The following is a 21,460-nucleotide window of genomic DNA, read 5'->3' as shown; positions in this document are numbered from 1 at the left end:
CACGGGACTTGTGCAACGCCAAGCGCACGGGCAAACTCTGCAGACTTTCGTTATAAGATTACATAACAAACTCTTCACTTTACTTCCCGGAGACCACCATGCGTCGTCTGCTGCTCGCTTTGCCGTTTGCCCTGTTGCCGCTGGCCATCGCCCACGCTGCCGATGAGCACGATCACGACCATGAACACGGCAGCCTCGGCGCGCATGAACACGGCGTCGGTCGCCTGAATGCGGCGCTGGATGGCCAGACCCTGGAGCTGGAGCTGGAAAGCCCGGCGATGAACCTGGTCGGCTTCGAACACCTCGCCACCAGCGATGCCGACAAGGCCAAGGTCGCCGCCGCTCGTGCGCAACTGGAAAACCCGCTGGCCCTGTTCAGCCTGCCAGCGGCCGCCGGTTGCAAAGTCGCAAGCCAGGAACTGCAAAGCCCGCTGTTCGGCGACAAGCCGGATGCCGAGGATCACGACGACGATGAAGCGGACAAGGATGGTCACGAGCATCACCACGACCACAGCGAAATCCACGCGCACTATCAATTCACCTGCGCCACACCGGGTGCACTGAAGACCCTGGATCTGGCGAACATCTTCAATACCTTCCCGGCGACGCAGAAAATTCAGGTACAACTGATCAGCGCGAACGGCCAGCAAGGCACCGAAGTGACGGCCAAGGCTGCCTCGCTGAAATTCTGATCACACCGAAACACCGTAATCCAATGTAGGAGCTGCCGCAGGCTGCGATCTTTTGATCTTGCTTTCAAAAAGATCAAAAGATCGCAGCCTGCGGCAGCTCCTACAGGGGCTATGAAAACTCATGAAACTGGTGTCATGACCCAAGCACTCATCGAACTGTCCGACCTGGGCTTCAACTGGCCCGGTCACCCGCCGCTGCTGGACATCCCGGCGTTTCGTCTGGAAGCCGGCGAAACCCTGTTCCTCAAAGGCCCCAGCGGCAGTGGCAAGACCACCCTGCTCGGCCTGCTCGGCGGCGTGCAGAAGCCCGGTCGCGGCAGCATTCGTCTGCTGGGCCAGGAGCTGACCGAACTCTCCGCCGGCGCCCGCGACACCTTTCGCGTCGATCACACCGGCTACATTTTCCAGCAGTTCAACCTGCTGCCGTTTCTCTCGGTGCGCGAGAACGTCGAGCTGCCGTGTCACTTTTCCAAGCTGCGCGCGCAACGGGCGAAACAGCGTCACGGCAGTGTCGACCAGGCCGCCGCCACCCTGCTCGCACACTTGGGTTTGAAGGATGAAAGCATCCTCAGCCGTCGCGCCGATTCGCTGTCGATTGGTCAGCAGCAACGGGTCGCCGCCGCGCGCGCGTTGATCGGCCAGCCAGAGTTGGTGATCGCTGATGAGCCAACCTCGGCGCTGGATTACGACGCCCGGGAAAACTTCATTCGCTTGTTGTTTGCCGAATGCCGCGAGGCCGGCTCGAGTCTGCTGTTCGTCAGCCACGACCAGAGTCTGGCGCCGCTGTTCGACCGTCACCTGTCCCTGGCCGAACTCAATCGCGCCGCCACGTCTGACGAGGTCTGAGATGTATCTGTTTCGTCTGGCCATGGCCAGCCTGGCCAACCGCCGCTTTACCGCACTGCTGACCGCTTTCGCCATCGCCCTGTCGGTGTGCCTGTTGCTCGCCGTTGAACGGGTGCGCACCGAAGCCAAAGCCAGTTTCGCCAGCACCATCAGCGGCACCGACCTGATCGTCGGCGCCCGTTCCGGTTCGGTCAATCTGCTGCTGTACTCGGTGTTCCGCATCGGCAACGCCACCAACAACATTCGCTGGGACAGCTTCGAGCACTTCGCCAACAACCCGAAAGTGAAATGGGCGATCCCGATGTCCCTCGGCGACTCCCATCGCGGTTACCGGGTGATGGGCACCACGCAAGCCTATTTCGAACACTACCAATACGGGCGCCAGCAGCATCTGCAACTGGCCGACGGTCGCGCGTTTGCCACTGATCCGTTTGAAGTGGTGCTCGGTGCCGAAGTCGCTGACGCGCTGCATTACAAGCTCGGCGACCAACTGGTGCTGGCCCACGGCGTGGCGGCGATCAGTCTGGTCAAGCACGACGACAAACCGTTCACCGTGGTCGGTATTCTCAAGCGCACCGGCACTCCGGTCGATCGCACGTTGCACATCAGTCTCGGTGGCATGGAAGCGATTCACATCGACTGGCACAACGGCGTGCCGGCCCGAGGCAATGGGCGGATCAGCGCTGATCAGGCGCGCAACATGGATCTGACGCCGCAAGCGATTACCGCGTTCATGCTCGGCCTCAACAGCAAGATTTCCACCTTTGCGCTGCAACGCGAGATCAACGAGTTCCGTGGTGAGCCGATGCTGGCGATCCTGCCAGGCGTGGCGTTGCAGGAGTTGTGGAGCTTGATGAGCACCGCGGAAAAAGCGTTGTTCGTGGTTTCACTGTTCGTGGTGCTGACCGGGTTGATCGGCATGCTCACGGCGATTCTCACCAGCCTCAACGAACGTCGTCGCGAGATGGCGATTCTGCGTTCGGTTGGCGCGCGACCGTGGCACATCGCGAGTCTGTTGGTGCTGGAAGCGTTTGCTTTGGCGCTGACCGGGGTGATCGCCGGCGTTGCGTTGCTGTACATCGGCATCGCTGCAGCGCAGGGTTACGTGCAGGCCAATTACGGTTTGTTCCTGCCGCTGGCGTGGCCGAGCGAGTATGAATGGACGCTGCTCGGTGGCATTCTGGCAGCCGCGCTGCTGATGGGCAGCGTGCCGGCCTGGCGGGCGTATCGCCAATCCCTGGCCGATGGCCTGTCGATCCGTTTATGAGGATGTTCACCATGCCCCGCGCCTTGCTTGCGCTGCTGTTGCTGGTCGCCCTGCCCGTGTGGGCAGCGGCGCCGAAAGACCTGACGTGGTCGGAGATGATCCCGCCGGATGCTGCGCCGGAAGTGCCGAACATGACCCCGCTGCATGACATGTCGAAGATGAGCGATGCGCTGTCTGCCGAGTCGGCGCCAGCGGCGAAGCAGGACCTGCCGAATGCGCCAGTGGTGCAAGCGCTCGACGGGCAGAACATTCGCTTGCCGGGCTACATCGTGCCGCTGGAAGTGAATGAAGAAGGACGCACCACCGACTTCCTGCTGGTGCCGTATTTCGGCGCTTGCATCCATGTGCCGCCACCGCCGTCGAACCAGATCGTGCATGTGAAAAGCGAGCTGGGCGTGAAGCTCGATGAGTTGTATCAGCCGTACTGGGTCGAGGGGCCGTTGCAGGTCAAGGCGTCGAGCAGTGAGCTGGCGGATGCCGGGTATCAGATGGAGGCCGACAAGATTTATGTGTATGAGCTGCCGGAGTGAATCCCGGTAGTTTCAAGATCAAAGGATCGCAGCCTTCGGCAGCTCCTACAGGGGATCATGTTTCTCTGTAGGAGCTGCCCAAGGCTGCGATCCTTTGCGGACTTCACTGTTTCATTGAGCTGAGTCAAAAGACCGTATCAGTTGGCTTCGTACCATAGGACATCAGAAACTTTTAACGTCCTTTTGGAGCCCCCATGAACAAGTCCTTGCTCAGCGCTTCGTTGTTTGCCCTCGCGCTCGCAGCCCCGCTCGCCCATGCCCACGATGCCGGTGACATCATCGTTCGCGCCGGTGCGATCACCGTCAACCCGAAGGCCGACAGCTCCAGCGTCAAGGTCGATCAGGGTCCGCTGAGCGGCACCAATCTGGGCGGCAAGGCGACCATGAGCAGTGACACCCAACTGGGCCTGAACTTCGCCTATATGGTCACCAACAACATCGGTATCGAGCTGCTGGCGGCCTCGCCGTTCGAACATGACGTGAAGCTCAAGGGCACCGCCCTGCCAGCGGCCAACGGCAAGCTTGGCACCTTGAAACACCTGCCGCCGACCCTCAGCGTCGTCTACTACCCACTGGATTCGAAGTCGGCCTTCCAGCCGTACGTCGGCGGCGGTATCAACTACACCTGGATCTACGACGAACACGTCGGCAGCGAAGCCCAATCCAACGGCTTCAGCAACTTCAAGGCGAAAAACTCCTGGGGTCTGGCCTGGCAGGTCGGCGCCGATTACATGCTGACCGACAACATCATGCTCAACGCCCAGGTGCGTTACATCGACATCGATACCCGCGCGACTGTCGAGAACAACGCGGTGGCACCGGGCACTCGGGCCAAAGTGAATGTTGATGTCGATCCATTTGTGTACATGGTGGGTCTGGGCTACAAGTTCTAAGCTGATTTTTACCGAACGTTCACGTGGTGGTGGATGAGGCTTGGTGGTGGGCAGGCATAGAACTGACGGCAACCGTATGCAGTTGATCGGGGGATAACATCCCCTCGCCACAGGGATCGCGATAAATTCCGGCCGTGAAAAAGGCGCCTGTCAAAGGGCGCCTTTTTCATGTCTGCCACAAATGTTTGGCGTGAGTTGGATCTCCCCCTCACCCCAGCCCTCTCCCTCAGGGAGAGGGGAAAGGGAGCCGATTTGTGTGCTTTTCAAATCCGAGTTCGACTCGGTATCTCACGTCGGTGTAACTCGAAAGAACACCTCGGTCAGTCCCCTCTCCCGGGAGAGGGTTAGGGTTAGGGGGCTTTTCAGGAACGCCCCAACAACCGCGCCAGGCCAACACTCATCGGCGTTTGCTGTGGCAGCTTGAAACGCTCCAGCAAACGAGCGTTGTTGGCCCGTGAATGGCGGATGTCACCGGAACGCGCCGGCCCATAGCTAACCGCTGGTAACTCACCCACCACCGTCTGCAACGCCGCGAGCATCTGCTTGAGGTTCATCGACTGATTCCAGCCGACATTGACTGCGCCCTCTTCGACGTGCGGCTTTTCAATCGCCTGCACCAGCACATCGACCAGATCCTCGACGTAGAGGAAATCGCGCGTCTGCTCGCCGTCGCCAAACACGGTAATCGGCAAACCTTTCTGTGCGCGTTCGCTGAAGATGCTGATGACCCCGGAGTACGGCGAGGACGGATCCTGGCGCGGGCCGAAGATATTGAAGAAACGGAAAATCGCCGGTTCCAGACCGTGCTGCCGGCGATAGAAATCGAAGTAATGCTCGCCCGCCAGTTTGTCCGAGGCATACGGTGTCAGCGGCGCTTTCGGCGTGTCTTCGTCAATCGACTCGCCCTCGCCATTGTTGCCGTACACCGCCGCGCTGGAGGCGAACAGCACACGTTTGACCCCGGCCTGACGCATGGCTTCGCAAACATTCAGCGTACCGATGAAATTGCTCTGGTGAGTCTTCACCGGATCATCCACCGAGGCCTGCACCGAAGCCACGGCAGCCAAATGAGCGACGGCGCTGCAACCTTGCATCGCCTGAGCGACCAGCGCCGCATCGGCGACATCGCCAACAATCAGTTCGACCTTGGGATTGTCCAGCGGCAGATTGGCGCGTTTGCCGGTCGACAGATCATCGAGAATGCGCACCGAATGGCCCTTGGCGAGCAAGGCATCGGTCAGGTGCGAGCCGATGAAACCGGCGCCGCCGGTGATTAAAACAGGGCCTTCAGCCATGACGATAAAACCTATCCAGTAAAGCCGGGAGCGCGGCACGCCAGGCGCGCGGTTTGATCCCGAAAGTGTGCAGAATTTTCTTGCAGGCGAGCACCGCGTGTTGCGGCTCTTCGGCTGCGTCCGGACGCGCGGCGTGGGCTTGCGCGGTCGGCGCTTCGATGGCCAGAGCGTGCAGGCTGCGGGCTTCGGTCAGAATCGCCTGACCCAACGCCAGCGGTGTGGTCGCCTCGTGGCCAGCGTAGTGGTAAGTGCCCCACAGCGGCGCGGCGCAATCGAGTTGCTTGAGCACCGAGATGATCACCCGCGCAGCGTCGTCGACCGGGGTCGGATTGCCGCGGCGATCATCGGCCAGGAGTAATTCTTCCGGTTGCTCGGCGCGGGCGAGGAAACGCCCGAGGGTGCCGTCCGGGCTGTCATCGAGCAGCCAGCCAAAACGCAGCAACACATGCTGCGGACAGGTGGCGCGAACGCTCTGCTCGATGCGCCACAACGCCTGACCGCGCAGGCCCAACGGCACTGGCTCGTCTTTTTCGCTGTAAGCGGTGGCACGCGAGCCGTCGAACACGCGATAACTGGAGGGCTGCACGAGGACGATGTTGTGGTGCTGGCACAGTTCCGCCAGGCGCTCGATCGCACGCTCTTGTCCGGTCATCCGGGTTTCGCTGACGGCCTCGGCCTGGAACCAGTCGAAATAGTAGGCGAGGTTGATCAACGCGTCGGGACGGGTGTCGTCGAGCAATTGGGTCAGGCTCGCGGCATCCCAGCCGTTTTCGGGCGGGCGGGGGGCGAGGAAACCGATGTCTTCCTCCGCACCGAGGCGAATCAGCGCCTGCCCAAGGGCATTTCCGCCGCCCAGTAACATAAGGCGCATTCGCATAGAGTCAGCAGGCCCAGTCTGATTGGAACGATGGCTTTAGCGACGGATCTTGTGGATCCGTCGCCGATAATTGCCGGAATCGTTGCATTTTGCGGGTTTAGTGCGCAACCGTCATCCGTAAAGTGTTCATCCCGGATATTTGTAGTGCCACGACTGGCGCCATCGCGAGCAGGCTCACTCCTACAGGGGAACGCATTTCAAATGTAGGAGTGAGCCTGCTCGCGATGAGGCCCGAACGGTACTTGCATCTTCCCCCCTGCGACCGCATAACTTATGCCATGAATCTGCCCCTCCCCGCCGACAGCGCCCTGGCAGGCTTTCACCCCGCCGTCAGCGCCTGGTTCAGCAACACATTCGCGACGGTCACCGCCGCCCAGGCCCGTGCATGGCCGTTGATCCGCCAGCGCCGCTCGACACTGATCGCGGCGCCCACCGGCTCGGGCAAAACCCTGACCGCGTTCCTTGCCGTGCTCGACGATCTTGTCCACCGTGGCCTGGAAAACCCCGACGGTCTGCCCGACGAAACCCTGGTGGTCTACGTCTCGCCATTGAAAGCGCTGTCCAACGACATCCGCATCAACCTGCAAAATCCATTGGCCGGGATCACCGAACAGCTGCAGCAGATGAACCTGCCAGAAATACACATCACCACCGCTGTGCGCACCGGCGACACCCCGCAGAGAGAACGCGCCGCCATGCGCAAGACCGCGCCGCACATTCTGGTGACCACGCCGGAATCGCTTTACGTGCTGCTCGGCTCGGAATCCGGACGAAAAATGCTCGGCACCACGCGCACGGTGATCATCGACGAAATCCACGCCATGGCCGCCGGCAAACGCGGCAGCCACTTGGCTTTGAGCCTTGAGCGCCTGCAAGCACTGTGCGCCGAACCGCTGACCCGCATCGGCCTCTCCGCCACACAAAAACCGGTCGAAGCCGTGGCGCAATTCCTCGTCGGCCATGATCGCCCCTGCGAAATCATCGACATCGGTCACGCTCGCCCACGGGATCTCGGCATAGAGGTGCCGCCCGTGCCGTTGTCGGCCGTCATGGCCAACGATGTCTGGGAACTGGTTTACGACCGCCTCGCCGAACTGGCCCGCGAGCACCGCACCACACTGATTTTCGTCAACACCCGGCGTCTGGCCGAACGCCTGAGCCGGCACCTCAGCGAGCGCCTCGGCAAGCACGCGGTGGCGGCGCATCACGGCAGTCTGGCCAAGGAGTTTCGCCTCGACGCCGAACAACGCCTCAAGCGTGGTGAGTTACAAGTGTTGATCGCCACCGCGTCGTTGGAGCTTGGCATCGATATCGGTGAAGTCGATCTGGTCTGTCAGATCGCCTCGCCGCGTTCAATCGCCGGATTTCTACAACGCGTCGGCCGTTCCGGACACCAGGTGGGCGGCACGCCCAAGGGTCGGTTGTTCGCCACCACCCGCGATGACTTGATTGAATGCGCCGCCCTGCTCGACTGCGTGCGCCGTGGCGAACTCGACACGCTGCACATCCCCGAAGCACCGCTGGATGTGTTGGCGCAGCAAATCATCGCTGAAGTCAGCTGTCAGGAATGGTCGGAGGATGCTTTGCTCGCGATGTTCCGCAAAGCCTCGCCGTATCGCGATCTCGACGAAAAACACTATCAAGCTCTGCTGACGATGCTCGCCGAAGGCTACAACGGTCGCCAGGGCATCCGCAGCGCGTACCTGCACCGCGACGCCGTCAGCCGCACCTTGCGTGGCCGCCGTGGCTCGCAACTGACCGCCGTGACCAGCGGCGGCACCATTCCCGACAACGCCGATTACAGCGTGATGCTCGAGCCGCAAGGCCTGAACATCGGCAGCGTCAACGAAGACTTCGCCGTGGAAAGCATTGCCGGCGATGTGTTCCAGCTCGGCAATACCTCCTACCGGATCCTGCGCGTGGAAACCGGCAAGGTGCGCGTCGAGGATGCCCACGGCCAACCGCCGACCATTCCGTTCTGGCTCGGCGAAGCGCCGGGGCGCAGCGATGAACTGTCGTTCGCCGTGGCGCGCCTGCAAGCGCAGCTCGACGCGTTGCTTGGCGCCAGCCCCGGCGATCTGCAACCGGCGCTCGACTGGCTGACGCAGACCCTCGGCCTCGACCTCGCCAGCGCCGAACAACTGGTCGAATACCTCGCCCGCGCCCGCCAGACCCTCGGCGCCCTGCCCTCGCAGGACACGCTGCTCATGGAGCGGTTTTTCGACGAGTCCGGTGGCACCCAACTGATCATCCATTCACCGTTCGGCAGCCGTATAAACCGCGCTTGGGGCCTGGCCCTGCGCAAGCGTTTCTGCCGCACCTTCAACTTTGAATTGCAGGCGGCCGCCAGCGAAGATGCGATCGTGCTGTCGCTGTCCACCAGCCACAGCTTTGAGCTGGATGAGATCTGGCGCTACCTGCACAGCAACAGTGCCGAGCACATCCTTATTCAAGCGGTGCTCGACGCGCCGCTGTTCGGCGTGCGCTGGCGCTGGAATGCCGGCGTGGCGCTGGCGTTGCCGCGGTTTACCGGCGGGCGCAAAGTGGCGCCGCAGTTGCAGCGGATGAAAAGCGAAGACCTGATTGCCAGCGTGTTTCCCGATCAGATTGCCTGCCTGGAAAACCTCGCCGGCGAACGGGAAATTCCCGAGCATCCCTTGATTGAGCAAACCCTTGACGATTGTCTGCACGAAGCAATGGACAGCGAAGGCTGGCTCAATCTGCTGCGACGCATGGAGCGTGGCGAGGTGCGCTTGATCAGTCGCGACCTGCCAGCGCCCTCACCGCTCGCGGCAGAAATTCTCAGTGCGCGGCCGTACACCTTTCTCGACGATGCACCGCTGGAAGAACGTCGCACGCAAGCGGTGATCAACCGGCGCTGGAGCGATCCGCAATCGACTGATGATCTCGGTGCTTTAGATGCCGACGCGATTGCTGCCGTGCGCGAAGAAGCCTGGCCGACGCCGAACGCTGTGGATGAAATGCATGAGGCGCTGATGAGTCTGGCGTGTATCAGCGAGGCTGAAGTGCAAGCGAACGCCGGTTGGCGTGGATGGCTGGAGACCTTGGCCAGCAGCGGTCGCGCCTGCCAATTGCAGGTCGATCCCGAGCATTGTTTATGGCTGGCCCGCGAACGCCTGACGTGTCTGCAAGCAGTTTATCCACAGGCCAAATTGCAACCCGAGCTGGAGGCGTTGCCGGGATTCGATGAAGCCTGGACGTTCGATGAGGCATTGGTCGAAGTGATCCGCGCGCGCCTCGGTGCGTTCGGCCCACTGCCGTTATCCGCCATAGCCGAACCTCTGTCGCTGCCGACGGCTCCAGTCAATCAAGCACTCGCTCAACTGGAGCGCGAAGGTTATGTGCTGCGCGGCCAATTCACGCCGAAACTGCACCTCGAGGAATGGTGCGAACGGCATCTGCTCGCACGCATTCATCGCTACACGGTCAAGCGTCTACGCCGGGAAATCGAACCGGTGGCGTTGCAGGATTTCATGCGTTTTTTGTTTGACTGGCAGCATCTTTCGCCGTCGACTCGTGGCCAAGGCAGCGCGGTGTTGCCGGCGATTGTCGGCCAGTTCGAAGGCTACGCGGCGGCGGCCTCAGCGTGGGACAGCGACATCCTTCCGGCGCGCCTGAAAGACTATTCGCCGAGCTGGCTGGATGATCTGTGCCGCAACGGCAAACTGGTGTGGACACGCTTGAGTGCCCGGCAAAAAGTCAGCGGCACGGCGTTGCGCAGTACGCCGATTGTGTTGCTGCCGCGCAGTCAGGTGGGTTTGTGGAGCGCGTTGGCCGAACAGACGCCCGTGAACGAACTCTCACCGAAAACTCAAAAGGTTTTTGAAGCCTTGAGTCAGCACGGTGCGCTGTTTTTTGATGAGCTGATTCATGAAGCGCATCTGCTGCGCACAGAGCTGGAAATCGCCTTGCAGGAACTGGTCGGCGCGGGCCTGGTGAACGCTGACAGCTTCGCCGGTTTACGCGCGTTGATCACCCCGGCGAGCAAGCGCCAGCAGCGCAGCAGTCGGCGCGGACGCGGGGCTTTTGTTGGCGGGATGGACGATGCCGGGCGCTGGGCGTTGCTGCGGCGCGGGGCAGTTGTGGATAACAGCGAGACGCTGGAGCACGTCGCCATGACCTTGCTGCGCCGTTACGGCGTGGTGTTCTGGCGCTTGCTGGAGCGTGAGGCAGACTGGTTACCGAGTTGGCGGGAATTGCTGCGCACGTTTCATCGGCTGGAAGCGCGCGGCGAGATTCGTGGTGGACGGTTTGTCAGTGGTTTGGCCGGTGAGCAGTTCGCCTTGCCGGAGGCGATTCCGTTGCTGCGCGAAGTCCGTCGGCGGCCGCATGACGGCAGTCTGGTGGCGGTGTGCGGGGTTGATCCGCTGAACCTGGCCGGGACGTTGTTGCCGGGGGTGAAAGTGCCGGCGCTGGTGAGTAATCGTTTGGTGTATCGGGATGGGTTGCCGGCGGCGGCGGAGATTGCCGGCAAGCAGCAGTTTTGGCTGGAGCTGGACCAGATTGCCATGGAGCAGGTGCGCGGCAAGCTGATCCGGCATTGAGGGTGGCAGTTCTGACCTCATCGCGAGCAGGCTCACTCCTACATTTTGGAATGCGTTCCCCTGTAGGAGTGAGCCTGCTCGCGATAAGGCCAGTATTACCAACACGAGACCTGCGTTAAGTCTTCGATCCCTGCGGCACCTCGGCCGCAACCACCTCGCCCTCGTGCACCTGCCGCTTCGGCAACAATACCTGCTGTGGATAAGTCTGCGCGAAATGCACCGTCTCGGTGTTATCCACAAGCTTCTTCAACCGCTGATTGAACGCCCGGCTCACCGCATATTGCCCACCCGACACCGTCCTGAACTGCGCCGTCAGCACCACGCCATTCAAATCCATCCTGTCCACGCCAAACACATCCAGCGGCCCTTGCAGGTTGTACTTGAGGAACGGGTCTTCTCGGATCGAATCGCCCGTCTCACGGATCAGCTCGATGGCCTTGTCCACGTCCGTGTCATAGGTGAATTGCACCGAGAAAAACGCATAGGCGAATTGCCGCGATTGGTTGGTCACCGCTTTGATCTGGCCGAACGGCACCGAGTGCACAAAGCCTTTACCGTCACGCAACCGCAGCGTGCGAATGGTCAGTCCCTCAACCGTACCGGCATGCCCGGAATCGAGCACCACCCAATCGCCAATCGACAGGGTATCTTCGATGATGATGAACAACCCGGTGATCACGTCCTGCACCAGTTGCTGCGAACCGAAACCGATGGCCAGGCCGACCACCCCGGCACCGGCCAGCAACGGCGCGACATTGATTCCCAGGTTGGCCATGGTGGTGATTGCGCAGATCACCACGAGGATGATTTTGATCGCGTTGCGCAGCAGCGGCAGGATGGTTTTCACCCGCGTGCTCGGCTGGCGTGCCGCGCGTTTGCTGACCGGTGGTTTCAGGGCTTCCTGAATCGCCGTGTCGAGCACCACCCACAGCAGCCACGTGACCAGAAAGATCAGGCCGATGCGGCTCAACGCGTCACTGATCGCGCGCCCGACTGTGCTGCTCTGAGCGAAATCGAGCAGCGACACGCCCCAAATCCGCCCGAGGATATCGATGAAAGCAATCGCGATGACGATCCGCAGCAAGGCATGCAACAGGCTGAGAAAGCGCTCCTTGTAAGCGCTGCTGCGCTGGATCGCTCCGGCTTTTCGCGACTTGAACAGGTGCTGCAGGATCGTGCTGAGAAACACCGTGCCGATCAGTAATACGGTGGTGAACAACGCGCAGCGCAGGGCCTTTTGATTGTCCTCGCCGATACCGATCAAACTCACCACTGAGACCAGCACCATCAACACAATCGGCCAGTACCACAGCCCGGAAAAAATCCGCAGCGACTCCTGCAACGAAGGTTGTTTCAGGCGTTGGCTCAGCGAGCGATTGCGGATCAGATGCGCCACCGGACGGCGCAGTCTAATCACCAGTAATCCGAAAATCACCGAGGCGATCAGGCCGGTAAATACCGCAACGCTGCTGGTGATATTGCCGCCCAGTTGCCGGGCGATCTGCGGGCTGGTCAGCGCATCGCTGAGGGCGGCGAGGAAGCCGATCAGGAACAAGGGTTTTGGACAGTAATCACGAATAATCTTCGCCGCCGGACGTTTGTGCCCGGTATTGAACATCACCACCACACACAAAAATATCGAGGTGGAGAAGATGCCACTGCTGGTGGCGTAGGCCAGACACAGCGCCAGCGCGCGCCCCACCGATGCTTGCAGAAAATGGCTGACGTAGAGCGTCAATGGCAGGCAGATCAGTGCGGGCAGCGTGTAGGGCAACAAATAACCCATCAGATCCTGACTGCGTTGGCGGGTGCGTAACCAGCGGCCTCCACGCATACGGTTGGCCAACAAACTGCCGAGTACGGTGAGCAGCGCAAAACTGCCGAGCCAAGTGCCTGAGAGCGTAAGGAAATCCCCGGCGACGCTCCAGCCCGAACGGTTCGAGGGTTGGTTGACCAGTTTGTCGACTTCATCGGCCGCACGGTCCGCGCGCAGGCGCCAGGCGTCGACCAGATGTTCGTTGATGTCGAGTTTGTCCTGTACGTCGTCGATGCTCGAACTGATCGCACCGAGCAGACCGCCCTGCACCAGCGGCTCGGGTTCAGCGGCTTTTTCAGCGGTGGCCGGAACGCCCGGCAGCGCGGCGGCGTCGATTTCACTGGCACCGAGAAACAGCAATGCTCCCAGCAGAATGGCGATCCTGAACTTGATCAAAACTCCGATCTCCCGTGGCTGAACCTGTAAGGAACTGATCGATATTTGTGCGGCAAGTTCAAGAGCCCCCTCACCCTAGCCCTCTCCCAGAGGGAGAGGGAACTGACCGAGTTGACTGGTCTTGATGCATCGACCTGAAGGTCTACAGTCGAACTCAGGCCTTCAAAACCACGCAGATCTGCTCCCTTCCCCCTCGCCCCCTTGGGGGAGAGGGTTGGGGTGAGGGGGAGGGCTTTTGATCTTCGCCTTGGACGTAACCGTCCGTAACGCCATCGAAACTTTCCCCAACCGCGCGCAGTCATCAAAAGACAGCGGCAAAACGAGGGCTTTTTCAACGGGAGGGTGGCATGGCGACGATTCACATCGGTATTTCCGGCTGGCGCTACGCACCGTGGCGCGGGGACTTCTACCCTAAGGGACTGGGGCAAAAGCGCGAACTGCAATTCGCGTCGCGGGCGGTCAACAGCATCGAAATCAATGGATCGTTCTACGCCCTGCAACGCCCTGAGCGCTATGCCCAGTGGTACGCCGAAACGCCCGACGACTTCGTCTTCAGCGTCAAGGCGCCACGGTTCATCACCCACATCCGCCGCTTGCGCGAGATCGAAAAACCGCTGGCGAACTTCTTCGCCTCCGGGGTGCTGGAACTGAAGGAAAAACTCGGGCCGATCCTTTGGCAATTTCCGCCGAACTTCAAATTCGAACCCGAACGCTTCGAACACTTCCTCGCCCAACTGCCCCGCAACACCGAAACCGCAGCCGCCCTCGCCCATCAGCACGATGCCCACCTGCACGGCCATGCGAGCATGAAGGCTTACGGCAAAAAACCGTTGCGCCACGCCGTGGAAATTCGCAACGACAGCTTCATTGATCCCGACTTCGTGCGCCTGTTGAAACGCCACAACACCGCGCTGGTGATCGCCGACACCGGCGGTAAATGGCCGTACCGCGAAGACCTCACCAGCGACTTTGTCTACCTGCGCCTGCACGGTGCCGAAGAGCTCTACGCCAGCGGATACACCGCGCCAGCCCTCAAGCGCTGGGCCGAGCGCATCGACGCCTGGCATCACGGCGAGCAACCTAAAGATGCCCATCTGATCGCGCCACGCCTGAAGCCACGCGCACGCAAATCCCGCGAAGTGTTCTGCTATTTCGATAACGACATCAAAGTCCGCGCGCCCTACGACGCCCGTGATCTGTTGCAGCGTTTCGAGCTGGATAAAGACCTCGCCACCACCCCCGGCGAACCCGCTGGCGAAGGAGTGCTGGCATGAGTATTCCAGAACCGGTCGGCTTCACCGATGAAGGCTCGGACGTCGCGCCTTCGGTACGCACGTTCACCGTGTTGACGGTCAATACCCACAAGGGCTTCACCGCACTCAACCGACGTTTCATCCTTCCGGAATTGCGCGAAGCCGTGCGCAGCGTGGCCGCCGACGTGGTGTTCCTGCAGGAAGTCCACGGCACCCACGAGCATCATCACAAGCGCTACAGCAATTGGCCGACGATGCCGCAGTACGAATTCCTCGCCGACAGTCTCTGGCCGCAGTTCGCCTATGGGCGCAACGCGGTGTACCCGGACGGCGATCACGGCAATGCGTTGCTGTCGAAATTCCAGATCATCCGCCACGACAACCTCGACGTGTCGATCAGCGGCCACGAGAACCGAGGCTTGCTGCATTGCGTGCTGCGCCTGCCCGGCGACGGCGCCGAAATCCATGCGATCTGCGTGCATCTGGGCTTGCGCGAAAGTCATCGCAACGCACAGTTGAAACTGCTCGGCGAACGACTTGCCGAATTGCCCGACGACGCACCAGTGATCGTCGCCGGCGACTTCAATGACTGGCGCCAGCGTGCCGATGCACTGCTCAATCCTTGCGGCCTGCGTGAAGTGTTCGCCGAGCACCACGGCAAGCCTGCACGCAGTTTCCCCGCACGCCTGCCGACCCTGCGGCTCGATCGCATCTACGTGCGCAACCTCAAGGCCAGCCAGCCGAAAGTCCTCGCCAACCGCCCTTGGTCACACCTTTCCGACCACGCACCGTTATCGGTGGAGATCGAACTATGAACAGCGCGCCGCTGGAGAAATCCGCCGTGGAACCCATCAGCATCAACCCGCCGATACGCGAGCCCGGCCAGGTCGACGTCGAGTACCGCTGGCAGGGCGGCAACCATGTGCAATTGCTGGAAAACGGCGAGGAGTATTTCCCTCGCGTATTCGCGGCGATGCGCGCGGCGAAAAGTGAAATCCTCCTGGAGACATTCATCGTCTTCGAAGACAAGGTCGGCGCCGAACTGCAGGAGGTTCTGATTGATGCGGCGAAGCGCGGCGTGCGCACCACCGTCAGCCTCGACGGCTTCGGCTGCGGTGAGTTGAGCACCGCCTATCTCGCCGCGCTGAGCGAGGCCGGGGTGCATTTGCAGATCTTCGACCCGGCGCCCAAGCACTTGGGCATTCGCACCAATTGGTTTCGCCGCCTGCACCGCAAGATCGTCGTGGTCGACGGCCTGATTGCATTCATCGGCGGAATCAACTTTTCCGGTGATCACCTCGCCGATTTCGGCCCCGAGGCCAAGCAGGACTATTCGGTGGAAGTACAAGGTCCGGCGGTCGCCGACATCCACCATTTTGCCCTGCTGCAAAGTGGCAGGCCAGGCCGCGCGCGGTTCTGGTGGCAACGCCGGCGCCAGCGTCGCGCCGAGATGGCTTTCGACGACCACGACGGCCAGGTGCGCCTGGTGTTCCGCGACAACGATCAGCACCCCACCGATATCGAAGATGTCTATTTGCAGGTATTGCGCCGCGCCAAACGTCGGGTGGTCATCGCCAATGCGTATTTCTTTCCCGGTTATCGTCTGCTGCGCGAAATGCGCAATGCCGCGCGCCGAGGCGTCGATGTCCGACTGATCCTGCAAGGCCAGCCGGACATGCTGGTGGCCAAGCTCGCCGCGCGCATGACCTACGATTATTTGCTCAAGGCCGGGGTGCAGATTCACGAATATTGCCAGCGCCCGCTGCACGGCAAAGTCGCGCTGGTCGATGACGAATGGAGCACCGTGGGTTCGAGTAATCTCGACCCGTTGAGCCTGTCACTGAATCTGGAAGCCAACGTGCTGATCCGTGATCGCGCGTTCAATCAGCACTTGTTCGAGCGCCTCGAAGATCTCAGCCAGAACCATTGCAAAGCCATGGACGCCAGCAAGTCCCCGCGCGGCCGCATCTGGCACATGACCGTAGGATTTCTGGTGTTCCACTTTCTGCGGCATTTCCCGGCGATGGCCGGTTGGCTGCCGGCGCACAAACCGCGGCTCAAGCCGTTTCGAGGTAATCGCTCATGAGCCATTCCGAGGTGCATCCGAATGCTCATGCCGTGCCAGCGACTCACTCGAAATGGAGTCGCTGGAAACGTCCGCTGACGCTGCTGTTTTTCCTCGCGCTGATTGTCATGCTGACGCTGTTCGCCACGCGCATTGAATGGGCCGAAGTGCTGCAAACCCTCGCTGACTTCAAGGTGCGCACGCTGATCATTGCCGCCAGCCTGACGCTGCTGAGTTTTCTCGTGTACGCCAGTTTCGACCTGATCGGCCGCACCTATATTCGTCAGGATCTGACTTGGAAACAGATCCTGCCGGTGGGGATCATCAGCTACGCGTTCAACCTCAATCTCAGTGCCTGGGTCGGCGGCATCGCCATGCGTTATCGGCTGTATTCGCGACTGGGCGTGAGCAAGGGGAATATTGCCAAGATTCTTGGCCTGAGCCTGGCGACCAACTGGTTTGGCTACATGACCATTGCCGGTGTGGTGTTCAGCAGTGGTCTGGTGAGCATGCCGCCAGGCTGGAAAGTCAGCAGCGGTGCGTTGCAGGGCATCGGGGTTTTGTTGCTGCTGGTCAGCGCCGGTTACCTCGCGGCGTGTCAGTTTTCCAAGCGACGCGAGTGGTCGATTCGCGGCGTGGAAATCAATCTGCCGTCGCTGCGCATGGCGGTCCTGCAATTGCTCCTTGGGGCGTTGAACTGGTCGTTGATGGCAGCGGTGATTTTCACTTTGTTGCCGAGCAAGCTCGACTATCCGTTGGTGCTGGGGGTGTTGTTGATCAGTGCGATTGCCGGGGTCATCACGCATATTCCGGCGGGGCTTGGGGTGTTGGAGGCAGTGTTTGTCGCGCTGCTGCAGCACGAGGCTTCGCGTGGGAGTCTGGTGGCGGGATTGCTGGCGTATCGGGCGATTTATTTTCTGTTGCCGTTGTTGATTACGCTGGTGATGTATCTGGTGGTGGAGGCAAAAGCCAAGGCGTTGCGGATCGAAAAGACGCCGAGGCATTAAGAGCAAAAGATCGCAGCCTGCGGCAGCTCCTACAGAGATCTCTGTAGGAGCTGCCGCAGGCTGCGATCTTTTGATTTCAGGATTGAATAATGCTCAACCGTTCGCCAACGACCATCTCGGTAATCCAGTCCACCAATATCGAGGTATACGCCTGCTGCGACACCGGTTCGCTCAACGCATGGTCGGCGCCATCAATAATCCGGTGCGTCAGTGAGTGCGTCTGCTGACACGCCGCGCGGTAACTCATGATCGCCGCATGTGGGACGTAATCATCGGTTTCCGATTCGACCAGCAATACATCGCCAGTGAATTGCGAACACGCGTGCAATGCCCGATTAGTGTCAGCGCGCACCAGCGTGCTGCGATAATCACGCAAATCCGCCTTGTCCAGATCACGCTTGGGGGTGTGCCATTGCTCGTCGCGATACAGTGCCGGCACGCGCAACGCCAGCCAGCGCACCGGGCGCAATGACGTGAGGATGGAGGCGAGATAGCCGCCATAACTGGTGCCTACCACGGCGATGGCCGAGGTGTCGAGCGCCGGATGCGCCAGCAATCGATCATAGGCCGCGAGCAAATCGCGCAGATTGTCTTCGCGGGTAATTCGGGTCAGTGGTATCCCGGTGCCGCCAGTGTGCCCGCGCAAGTCGAATGTCAGACACACACAACCTAGACCGGCGATGCCTTTCGCGCGCTCAAGATCGCGCTCCTGGCTACCGCCCCAACCGTGGACAAACAACACCCCCGGGACTTTCGATTTGGGACTGAGAAACGTCCCGCTCATCTGTTCATCATCAATGTCGATTTGAATGCTTTCGCTTCTAGCCGTCATAGGATTTGACCGTTACGTATTTGAGAAGAAACTCGCTGTTCTCAGCCGGGCCGCGATACACCTCGATGGCATCCGCCGGCAACGGCTGATCGATGTAGGTTTCCACCGAAGACACGCGGATCGCGCGCATTCCCGGATCGTTGACGAAACTTTGCAGCGCCGCGACTTCGGCGCTGCTGGCACCGCCCATGCGCCAGGATTGTTCGAGGACGCCGCTGCGTGCCTTGCCGTTGCTGTCCAGGCCTTGGGCGATGTCGTAGTTGCGGCGCGAGGCGTAGAAACGTGGGTAGGCTTCGTCGGCGGCGCTGTCGAAAATCTGCGCCTGCTCGATGGCCAGACGTACATCATCGGGCAATTCCAGCGCCAGCAGTTCTTCGTATCCGCCCTGCACCACCAGCAGGTTCGAACCGCCGTAGACATCTTCGTCGTGAGCGTCTTTGGTCAAGTATTGATCACCGCAGTAGCTCAGCACTTTGTCGCCGATGAATGACTGGCCGACGCTGTGGGTGATGACGTCGCGCAAGTCCTGTTCCAGCACCACACCTTCGCTGAACAGCTTTGCGGTATCCGGGCGGGCGAACATTTCATCGAAGGCGTCCAGACTCTTGATCACCTCCTGACCGCGCCCGGCACAGGCGTGGATCGGCTTCAGGCGGATCGGCCCGCTGTACAACAAGTGTTCGGCGGCGGCCCGCGCATCTTCGAGGGCAAACACACTCAAACCATCGAGCACCACGTTACGCGTGCGTTCGCTGAACAGCGGCGACCAGCCTTGGGGCGCATGCGCGAGATGACTGCGCAGGCCGTGGCTGATGGCTTTGGTGCAGATGAAATCGTGTTCGACAAACCCGCCCCATAGATCATCCGGACCGTTGATCCCCAGCGCCTGAGCGTGCCCGGCGCCGACGATGGTTTGCGTTGGCAACAGATACAGATCACGACCACGGTGTTTTTCCGGGTCGTAGCTGCCACCGAACTTCAATCCGAGAATTTGCGCCAGCCAGCGGGCCAGCGCCTTGTTGGTTTGCACTTCATGTTGCGGCGCGTCGGCGCGTACCGAATGGGCGACGACGGTTTTTCTGCGGGGTGTCGGGGTCATGCGTCCCCCTTCCATCGGTTCGATGACTGTAGCGGTGAGAGGTGCAGAGATCAGGCCAACCGCTGCTCTATGGAAATCCTTGGTTAATCAGAAACTTGCCGGAATCGTGCTGGCATCACGCCTGTTTCAATCTGCACGACCATGCGCTAAACCCCGGCAAATTGCACGATCCCGGACGGCACTCCTACATTAAAACGTTGTGGCTTTCGGGTTCGGGGTTACGCCGAACCGTGCCCGATAATCACTCGGCGCCAACCCGGTGATTTTTCTGAAGATCGCGCGAAACGCCCCCGGATCCTGATAACCCACCGTCCACGCGATGTGATCGATGGTGCCGTTGCTGAACTCAAGCATCTCGCGAGCTTTGCCCACCCGCAGATGCTGGCAATACTCCGTTGGCTTCAACCCGGTCGCCGCACGAAAGCGGCGCAGGAAGGTGCGCTCCTCAAGCCCCGCACGCTCGGCCATGGTCGTGAGCGAAACCTCGGTGGCGCCGGTACTTTGCAACCAATGCTGAACCTTGAGAATCGCGGCGTCGCCGTGACTGAGGATCGGCGCAAAATTACTGCCGCATTCACTGGCACTGTCGCTGTGTTCGACCACCAGAAATCGTGCCGTACTTGAAGCGATACTCGGCCCGAGCAGACGATCAACCAGGCGCAGCCCCAACTCCGACCAGGCCATTAACCCGGCCGTGGTTATCAGGTCGCCGTCATCGACAATCGGTGTATCTGCCTTGAGTTTGATTTTCGGATAACGCTCGGCGAAAGCCTTGGCCGACGTCCAGTGGGTGGTAGCGCTGCGGCCATCAAGCAGACCGCTTTCCGCCAGCAGCAGCGAACCCACGCAGACGCCGCCCAGCGTGGCGCCGCGAGCGTGCTGAGCGCGCAGCCATTGCGCCAGGGCGGGGGACATTTGCCCCGCGCTAAAACCACCGATGGACGGCGGAATCAGCACCGCCAGCAAAGCACTGTTAGCCTGCGGATAACTGTCGTGAACCCGCTGCGGCGGCTGGTCACCTTCGACCTGCCAATGACTGACCCGCAGCAGCGGCAGTTGCGCAGCCTGATGCTCGTCAGCAATCCGGTTGGCCACCGCAAACAGATCCGTCAGGCCATGCACCGCCGCCATCTGCGCACCGGGGTAAATCAAGATGCCCATTTCAGCGACAGCGGCCCTTTCTGCGCCCATTGTCAGTTTTCCCCTGTCTATTGTCGGTGCGGCCAATCCCCGAATCGTCGGCCGTCGCCAATACTGAAGCCACTTCCAGCCAATCCATCGAGGACACACCCATGGCCAAGCAAGCGCTCATCGTAGTCGATATCCAGAACGACTACTTCCCCCAAGGCAAGTGGCCGTTGGCCGGTGCCGACGCCGCTGCTGACAACGCCGCGCGACTGCTTGCAGCGTTCCGCGAGACGGGTGATTCAGTGGTGCACATCCGTCACGAGTTCACATCGAACGATGCGCCGTTTTTCATTCCCGGATCGGAGGGCGCCAAGCTGCATCCGAAAGTGCTCAACCGCGCCGACGAGCCCGTCGTGCTCAAGCACTTCGTCAATTCGTTTCGCGAAACCGAACTGCAAGCGATCCTCGATGAACAAGGCATCAAGGAGCTGGTGGTGGTTGGCAGCATGAGCCACATGTGCGTCGACGGCATCACCCGTGCGGCGGCTGACCTCGGCTACACCGTCACGGTAATTCACGATGCCTGCGCCAGCCGCGACCTGGAGTTCAACGGCATGACCGTGCCTGCCGCGCAGGTACACGCCGCTTTCATGTCGGCGCTGGGTTTTGCCTATGCCAGTGTGGTCTCGACTGATGAGTTTCTGGCCTCCAGCCATTAAGACACACTTTGTTAAATGTCTTGGCCCGCCTGGTTGCGGGCCTTTTTTCGTTTGCCTTAAAAATCTCACGCGTGAGCCATTGATGGCACTTTGATTTGGTTGTAGTGTGGCTCACGCGTGAGATATTCATAACCGAGTCAATGCCATGAAAAGCCGTTCTCCCACATCGAAATCGGAAAG

The 21,460-nt window shown here is 60.7% G+C and carries 17 protein-coding genes; 11 read left to right on the top strand and 6 right to left on the bottom strand.

All coding sequences use genetic code 11. The features are described 5' to 3' along the window. Positions 1-98: 98 nt before the first annotated feature. From ACIPZE_RS10965 to ACIPZE_RS10945, 5 genes are all read left to right on the top strand, one after another. Positions 99-692: a DUF2796 domain-containing protein gene (locus ACIPZE_RS10965; RefSeq protein ID WP_129395707.1), complete on the top strand. Its 594-nt coding sequence runs from the start codon at positions 99-101 to the stop codon at positions 690-692. Between the two features lie 135 nt (positions 693-827). After that, the gene (locus tag ACIPZE_RS10960; protein WP_283438825.1) at positions 828-1,538 is read left to right on the top strand and encodes an ABC transporter ATP-binding protein; all 711 of its coding nucleotides are present in this window, start codon (positions 828-830) and stop codon (positions 1,536-1,538) included. 1 nt (position 1,539) lies between these two features. Then, on the top strand, positions 1,540-2,805 hold the full coding sequence (locus ACIPZE_RS10955; protein WP_283438826.1) for an ABC transporter permease: 1,266 nt from the start codon (positions 1,540-1,542) through the stop codon (positions 2,803-2,805). An 11-nt stretch (positions 2,806-2,816) separates the two neighbouring features. Beyond that, the gene (locus ACIPZE_RS10950) at positions 2,817-3,335 is read left to right on the top strand and encodes a DUF3299 domain-containing protein (protein ID WP_400772825.1); all 519 of its coding nucleotides are present in this window, start codon (positions 2,817-2,819) and stop codon (positions 3,333-3,335) included. Positions 3,336-3,529: 194 nt separating this feature from the next. Next, on the top strand, positions 3,530-4,228 hold the full coding sequence (locus tag ACIPZE_RS10945) for an OmpW family protein (protein ID WP_008081866.1): 699 nt from the start codon (positions 3,530-3,532) through the stop codon (positions 4,226-4,228). 362 nt (positions 4,229-4,590) lie between these two features. On the opposite strand, the gene ACIPZE_RS10940 is transcribed toward ACIPZE_RS10945, so the two are convergent. Further along, on the bottom strand, positions 4,591-5,523 hold the full coding sequence (locus tag ACIPZE_RS10940) for an NAD-dependent epimerase/dehydratase family protein (RefSeq protein ID WP_283438827.1): 933 nt from the start codon (positions 5,521-5,523) through the stop codon (positions 4,591-4,593). Beyond that, a complete protein-coding gene (locus tag ACIPZE_RS10935) occupies positions 5,516-6,400 on the bottom strand; it encodes a sugar nucleotide-binding protein (protein WP_283438828.1) in 885 nt (294 codons plus the stop codon). Before ACIPZE_RS10935 ends, ACIPZE_RS10940 begins: the two co-directional genes overlap by 8 nt. 278 nt (positions 6,401-6,678) lie before the next feature. Here ACIPZE_RS10935 and ACIPZE_RS10930 point away from each other — a divergent pair, with 278 nt between their 5' ends. Further along, entirely contained in the window at positions 6,679-10,965 is a 4,287-nt protein-coding gene (locus ACIPZE_RS10930) for a DEAD/DEAH box helicase (protein WP_400772822.1), read from the top strand. 115 nt (positions 10,966-11,080) lie between these two features. Here ACIPZE_RS10930 and ACIPZE_RS10925 read toward each other — a convergent pair whose 3' ends face one another. Further along, positions 11,081-13,177 (bottom strand): mechanosensitive ion channel family protein, encoded by a 2,097-nt coding sequence (locus ACIPZE_RS10925; RefSeq protein WP_283438830.1) that lies wholly within the window; start codon positions 13,175-13,177, stop codon positions 11,081-11,083. Between the two features lie 347 nt (positions 13,178-13,524). On the opposite strand from ACIPZE_RS10925, the gene ACIPZE_RS10920 reads away from it, so the two are divergent. Genes ACIPZE_RS10920 through ACIPZE_RS10905 form a run of 4 tightly spaced genes read left to right on the top strand, consistent with a single transcriptional unit; the run spans position 13,525 to position 17,502 of the window. Next, on the top strand, positions 13,525-14,451 hold the full coding sequence (locus ACIPZE_RS10920; protein WP_283438831.1) for a DUF72 domain-containing protein: 927 nt from the start codon (positions 13,525-13,527) through the stop codon (positions 14,449-14,451). Further along, the gene (locus ACIPZE_RS10915) at positions 14,448-15,245 is read left to right on the top strand and encodes an endonuclease/exonuclease/phosphatase family protein (protein ID WP_400772820.1); all 798 of its coding nucleotides are present in this window, start codon (positions 14,448-14,450) and stop codon (positions 15,243-15,245) included. Before ACIPZE_RS10920 ends, ACIPZE_RS10915 begins: the two co-directional genes overlap by 4 nt. After that, positions 15,242-16,516, top strand: a complete 1,275-nt coding sequence (clsB, locus tag ACIPZE_RS10910; RefSeq protein WP_400772818.1) for a cardiolipin synthase ClsB — start codon at positions 15,242-15,244, stop codon at positions 16,514-16,516. The genes ACIPZE_RS10915 and clsB overlap by 4 nt, the downstream gene beginning before the upstream one ends. Beyond that, positions 16,513-17,502, top strand: a complete 990-nt coding sequence (locus ACIPZE_RS10905; protein ID WP_400772816.1) for a lysylphosphatidylglycerol synthase domain-containing protein — start codon at positions 16,513-16,515, stop codon at positions 17,500-17,502. The genes clsB and ACIPZE_RS10905 overlap by 4 nt, the downstream gene beginning before the upstream one ends. A gap of 76 nt (positions 17,503-17,578) precedes the next feature. Here the strand turns inward: ACIPZE_RS10905 and ACIPZE_RS10900 are convergent, their stop codons facing one another. The 3 genes from ACIPZE_RS10900 to ACIPZE_RS10890 all read right to left on the bottom strand — a co-directional run bounded on the left by ACIPZE_RS10900 (position 17,579) and on the right by ACIPZE_RS10890 (position 20,624). Then, positions 17,579-18,334, bottom strand: a complete 756-nt coding sequence (locus tag ACIPZE_RS10900; protein ID WP_283438835.1) for a S9 family peptidase — start codon at positions 18,332-18,334, stop codon at positions 17,579-17,581. Beyond that, complete coding sequence (locus ACIPZE_RS10895) at positions 18,324-19,433, bottom strand: DUF3182 family protein (RefSeq protein ID WP_400772814.1); 1,110 nt, start codon at positions 19,431-19,433, stop codon at positions 18,324-18,326. The genes ACIPZE_RS10900 and ACIPZE_RS10895 overlap by 11 nt, the downstream gene beginning before the upstream one ends. Before the next feature lie 189 nt (positions 19,434-19,622). Further along, positions 19,623-20,624, bottom strand: coding sequence for a GlxA family transcriptional regulator (locus ACIPZE_RS10890; RefSeq protein ID WP_400772812.1), 1,002 nt, complete (start codon positions 20,622-20,624; stop codon positions 19,623-19,625). Between the two features lie 101 nt (positions 20,625-20,725). Between ACIPZE_RS10890 and ACIPZE_RS10885 the strand changes: the two genes are divergently transcribed. Next, entirely contained in the window at positions 20,726-21,280 is a 555-nt protein-coding gene (locus ACIPZE_RS10885) for a cysteine hydrolase family protein (protein ID WP_129395722.1), read from the top strand. Positions 21,281-21,460 lie beyond the last annotated feature (180 nt).

The organism is Pseudomonas sp. NPDC089741, from assembly GCF_044748825.1.
Lineage (GTDB): Bacteria > Pseudomonadota > Gammaproteobacteria > Pseudomonadales > Pseudomonadaceae > Aquipseudomonas > Aquipseudomonas helmanticensis.
This window is presented reverse-complemented; position numbering and strand designations above follow the sequence as displayed.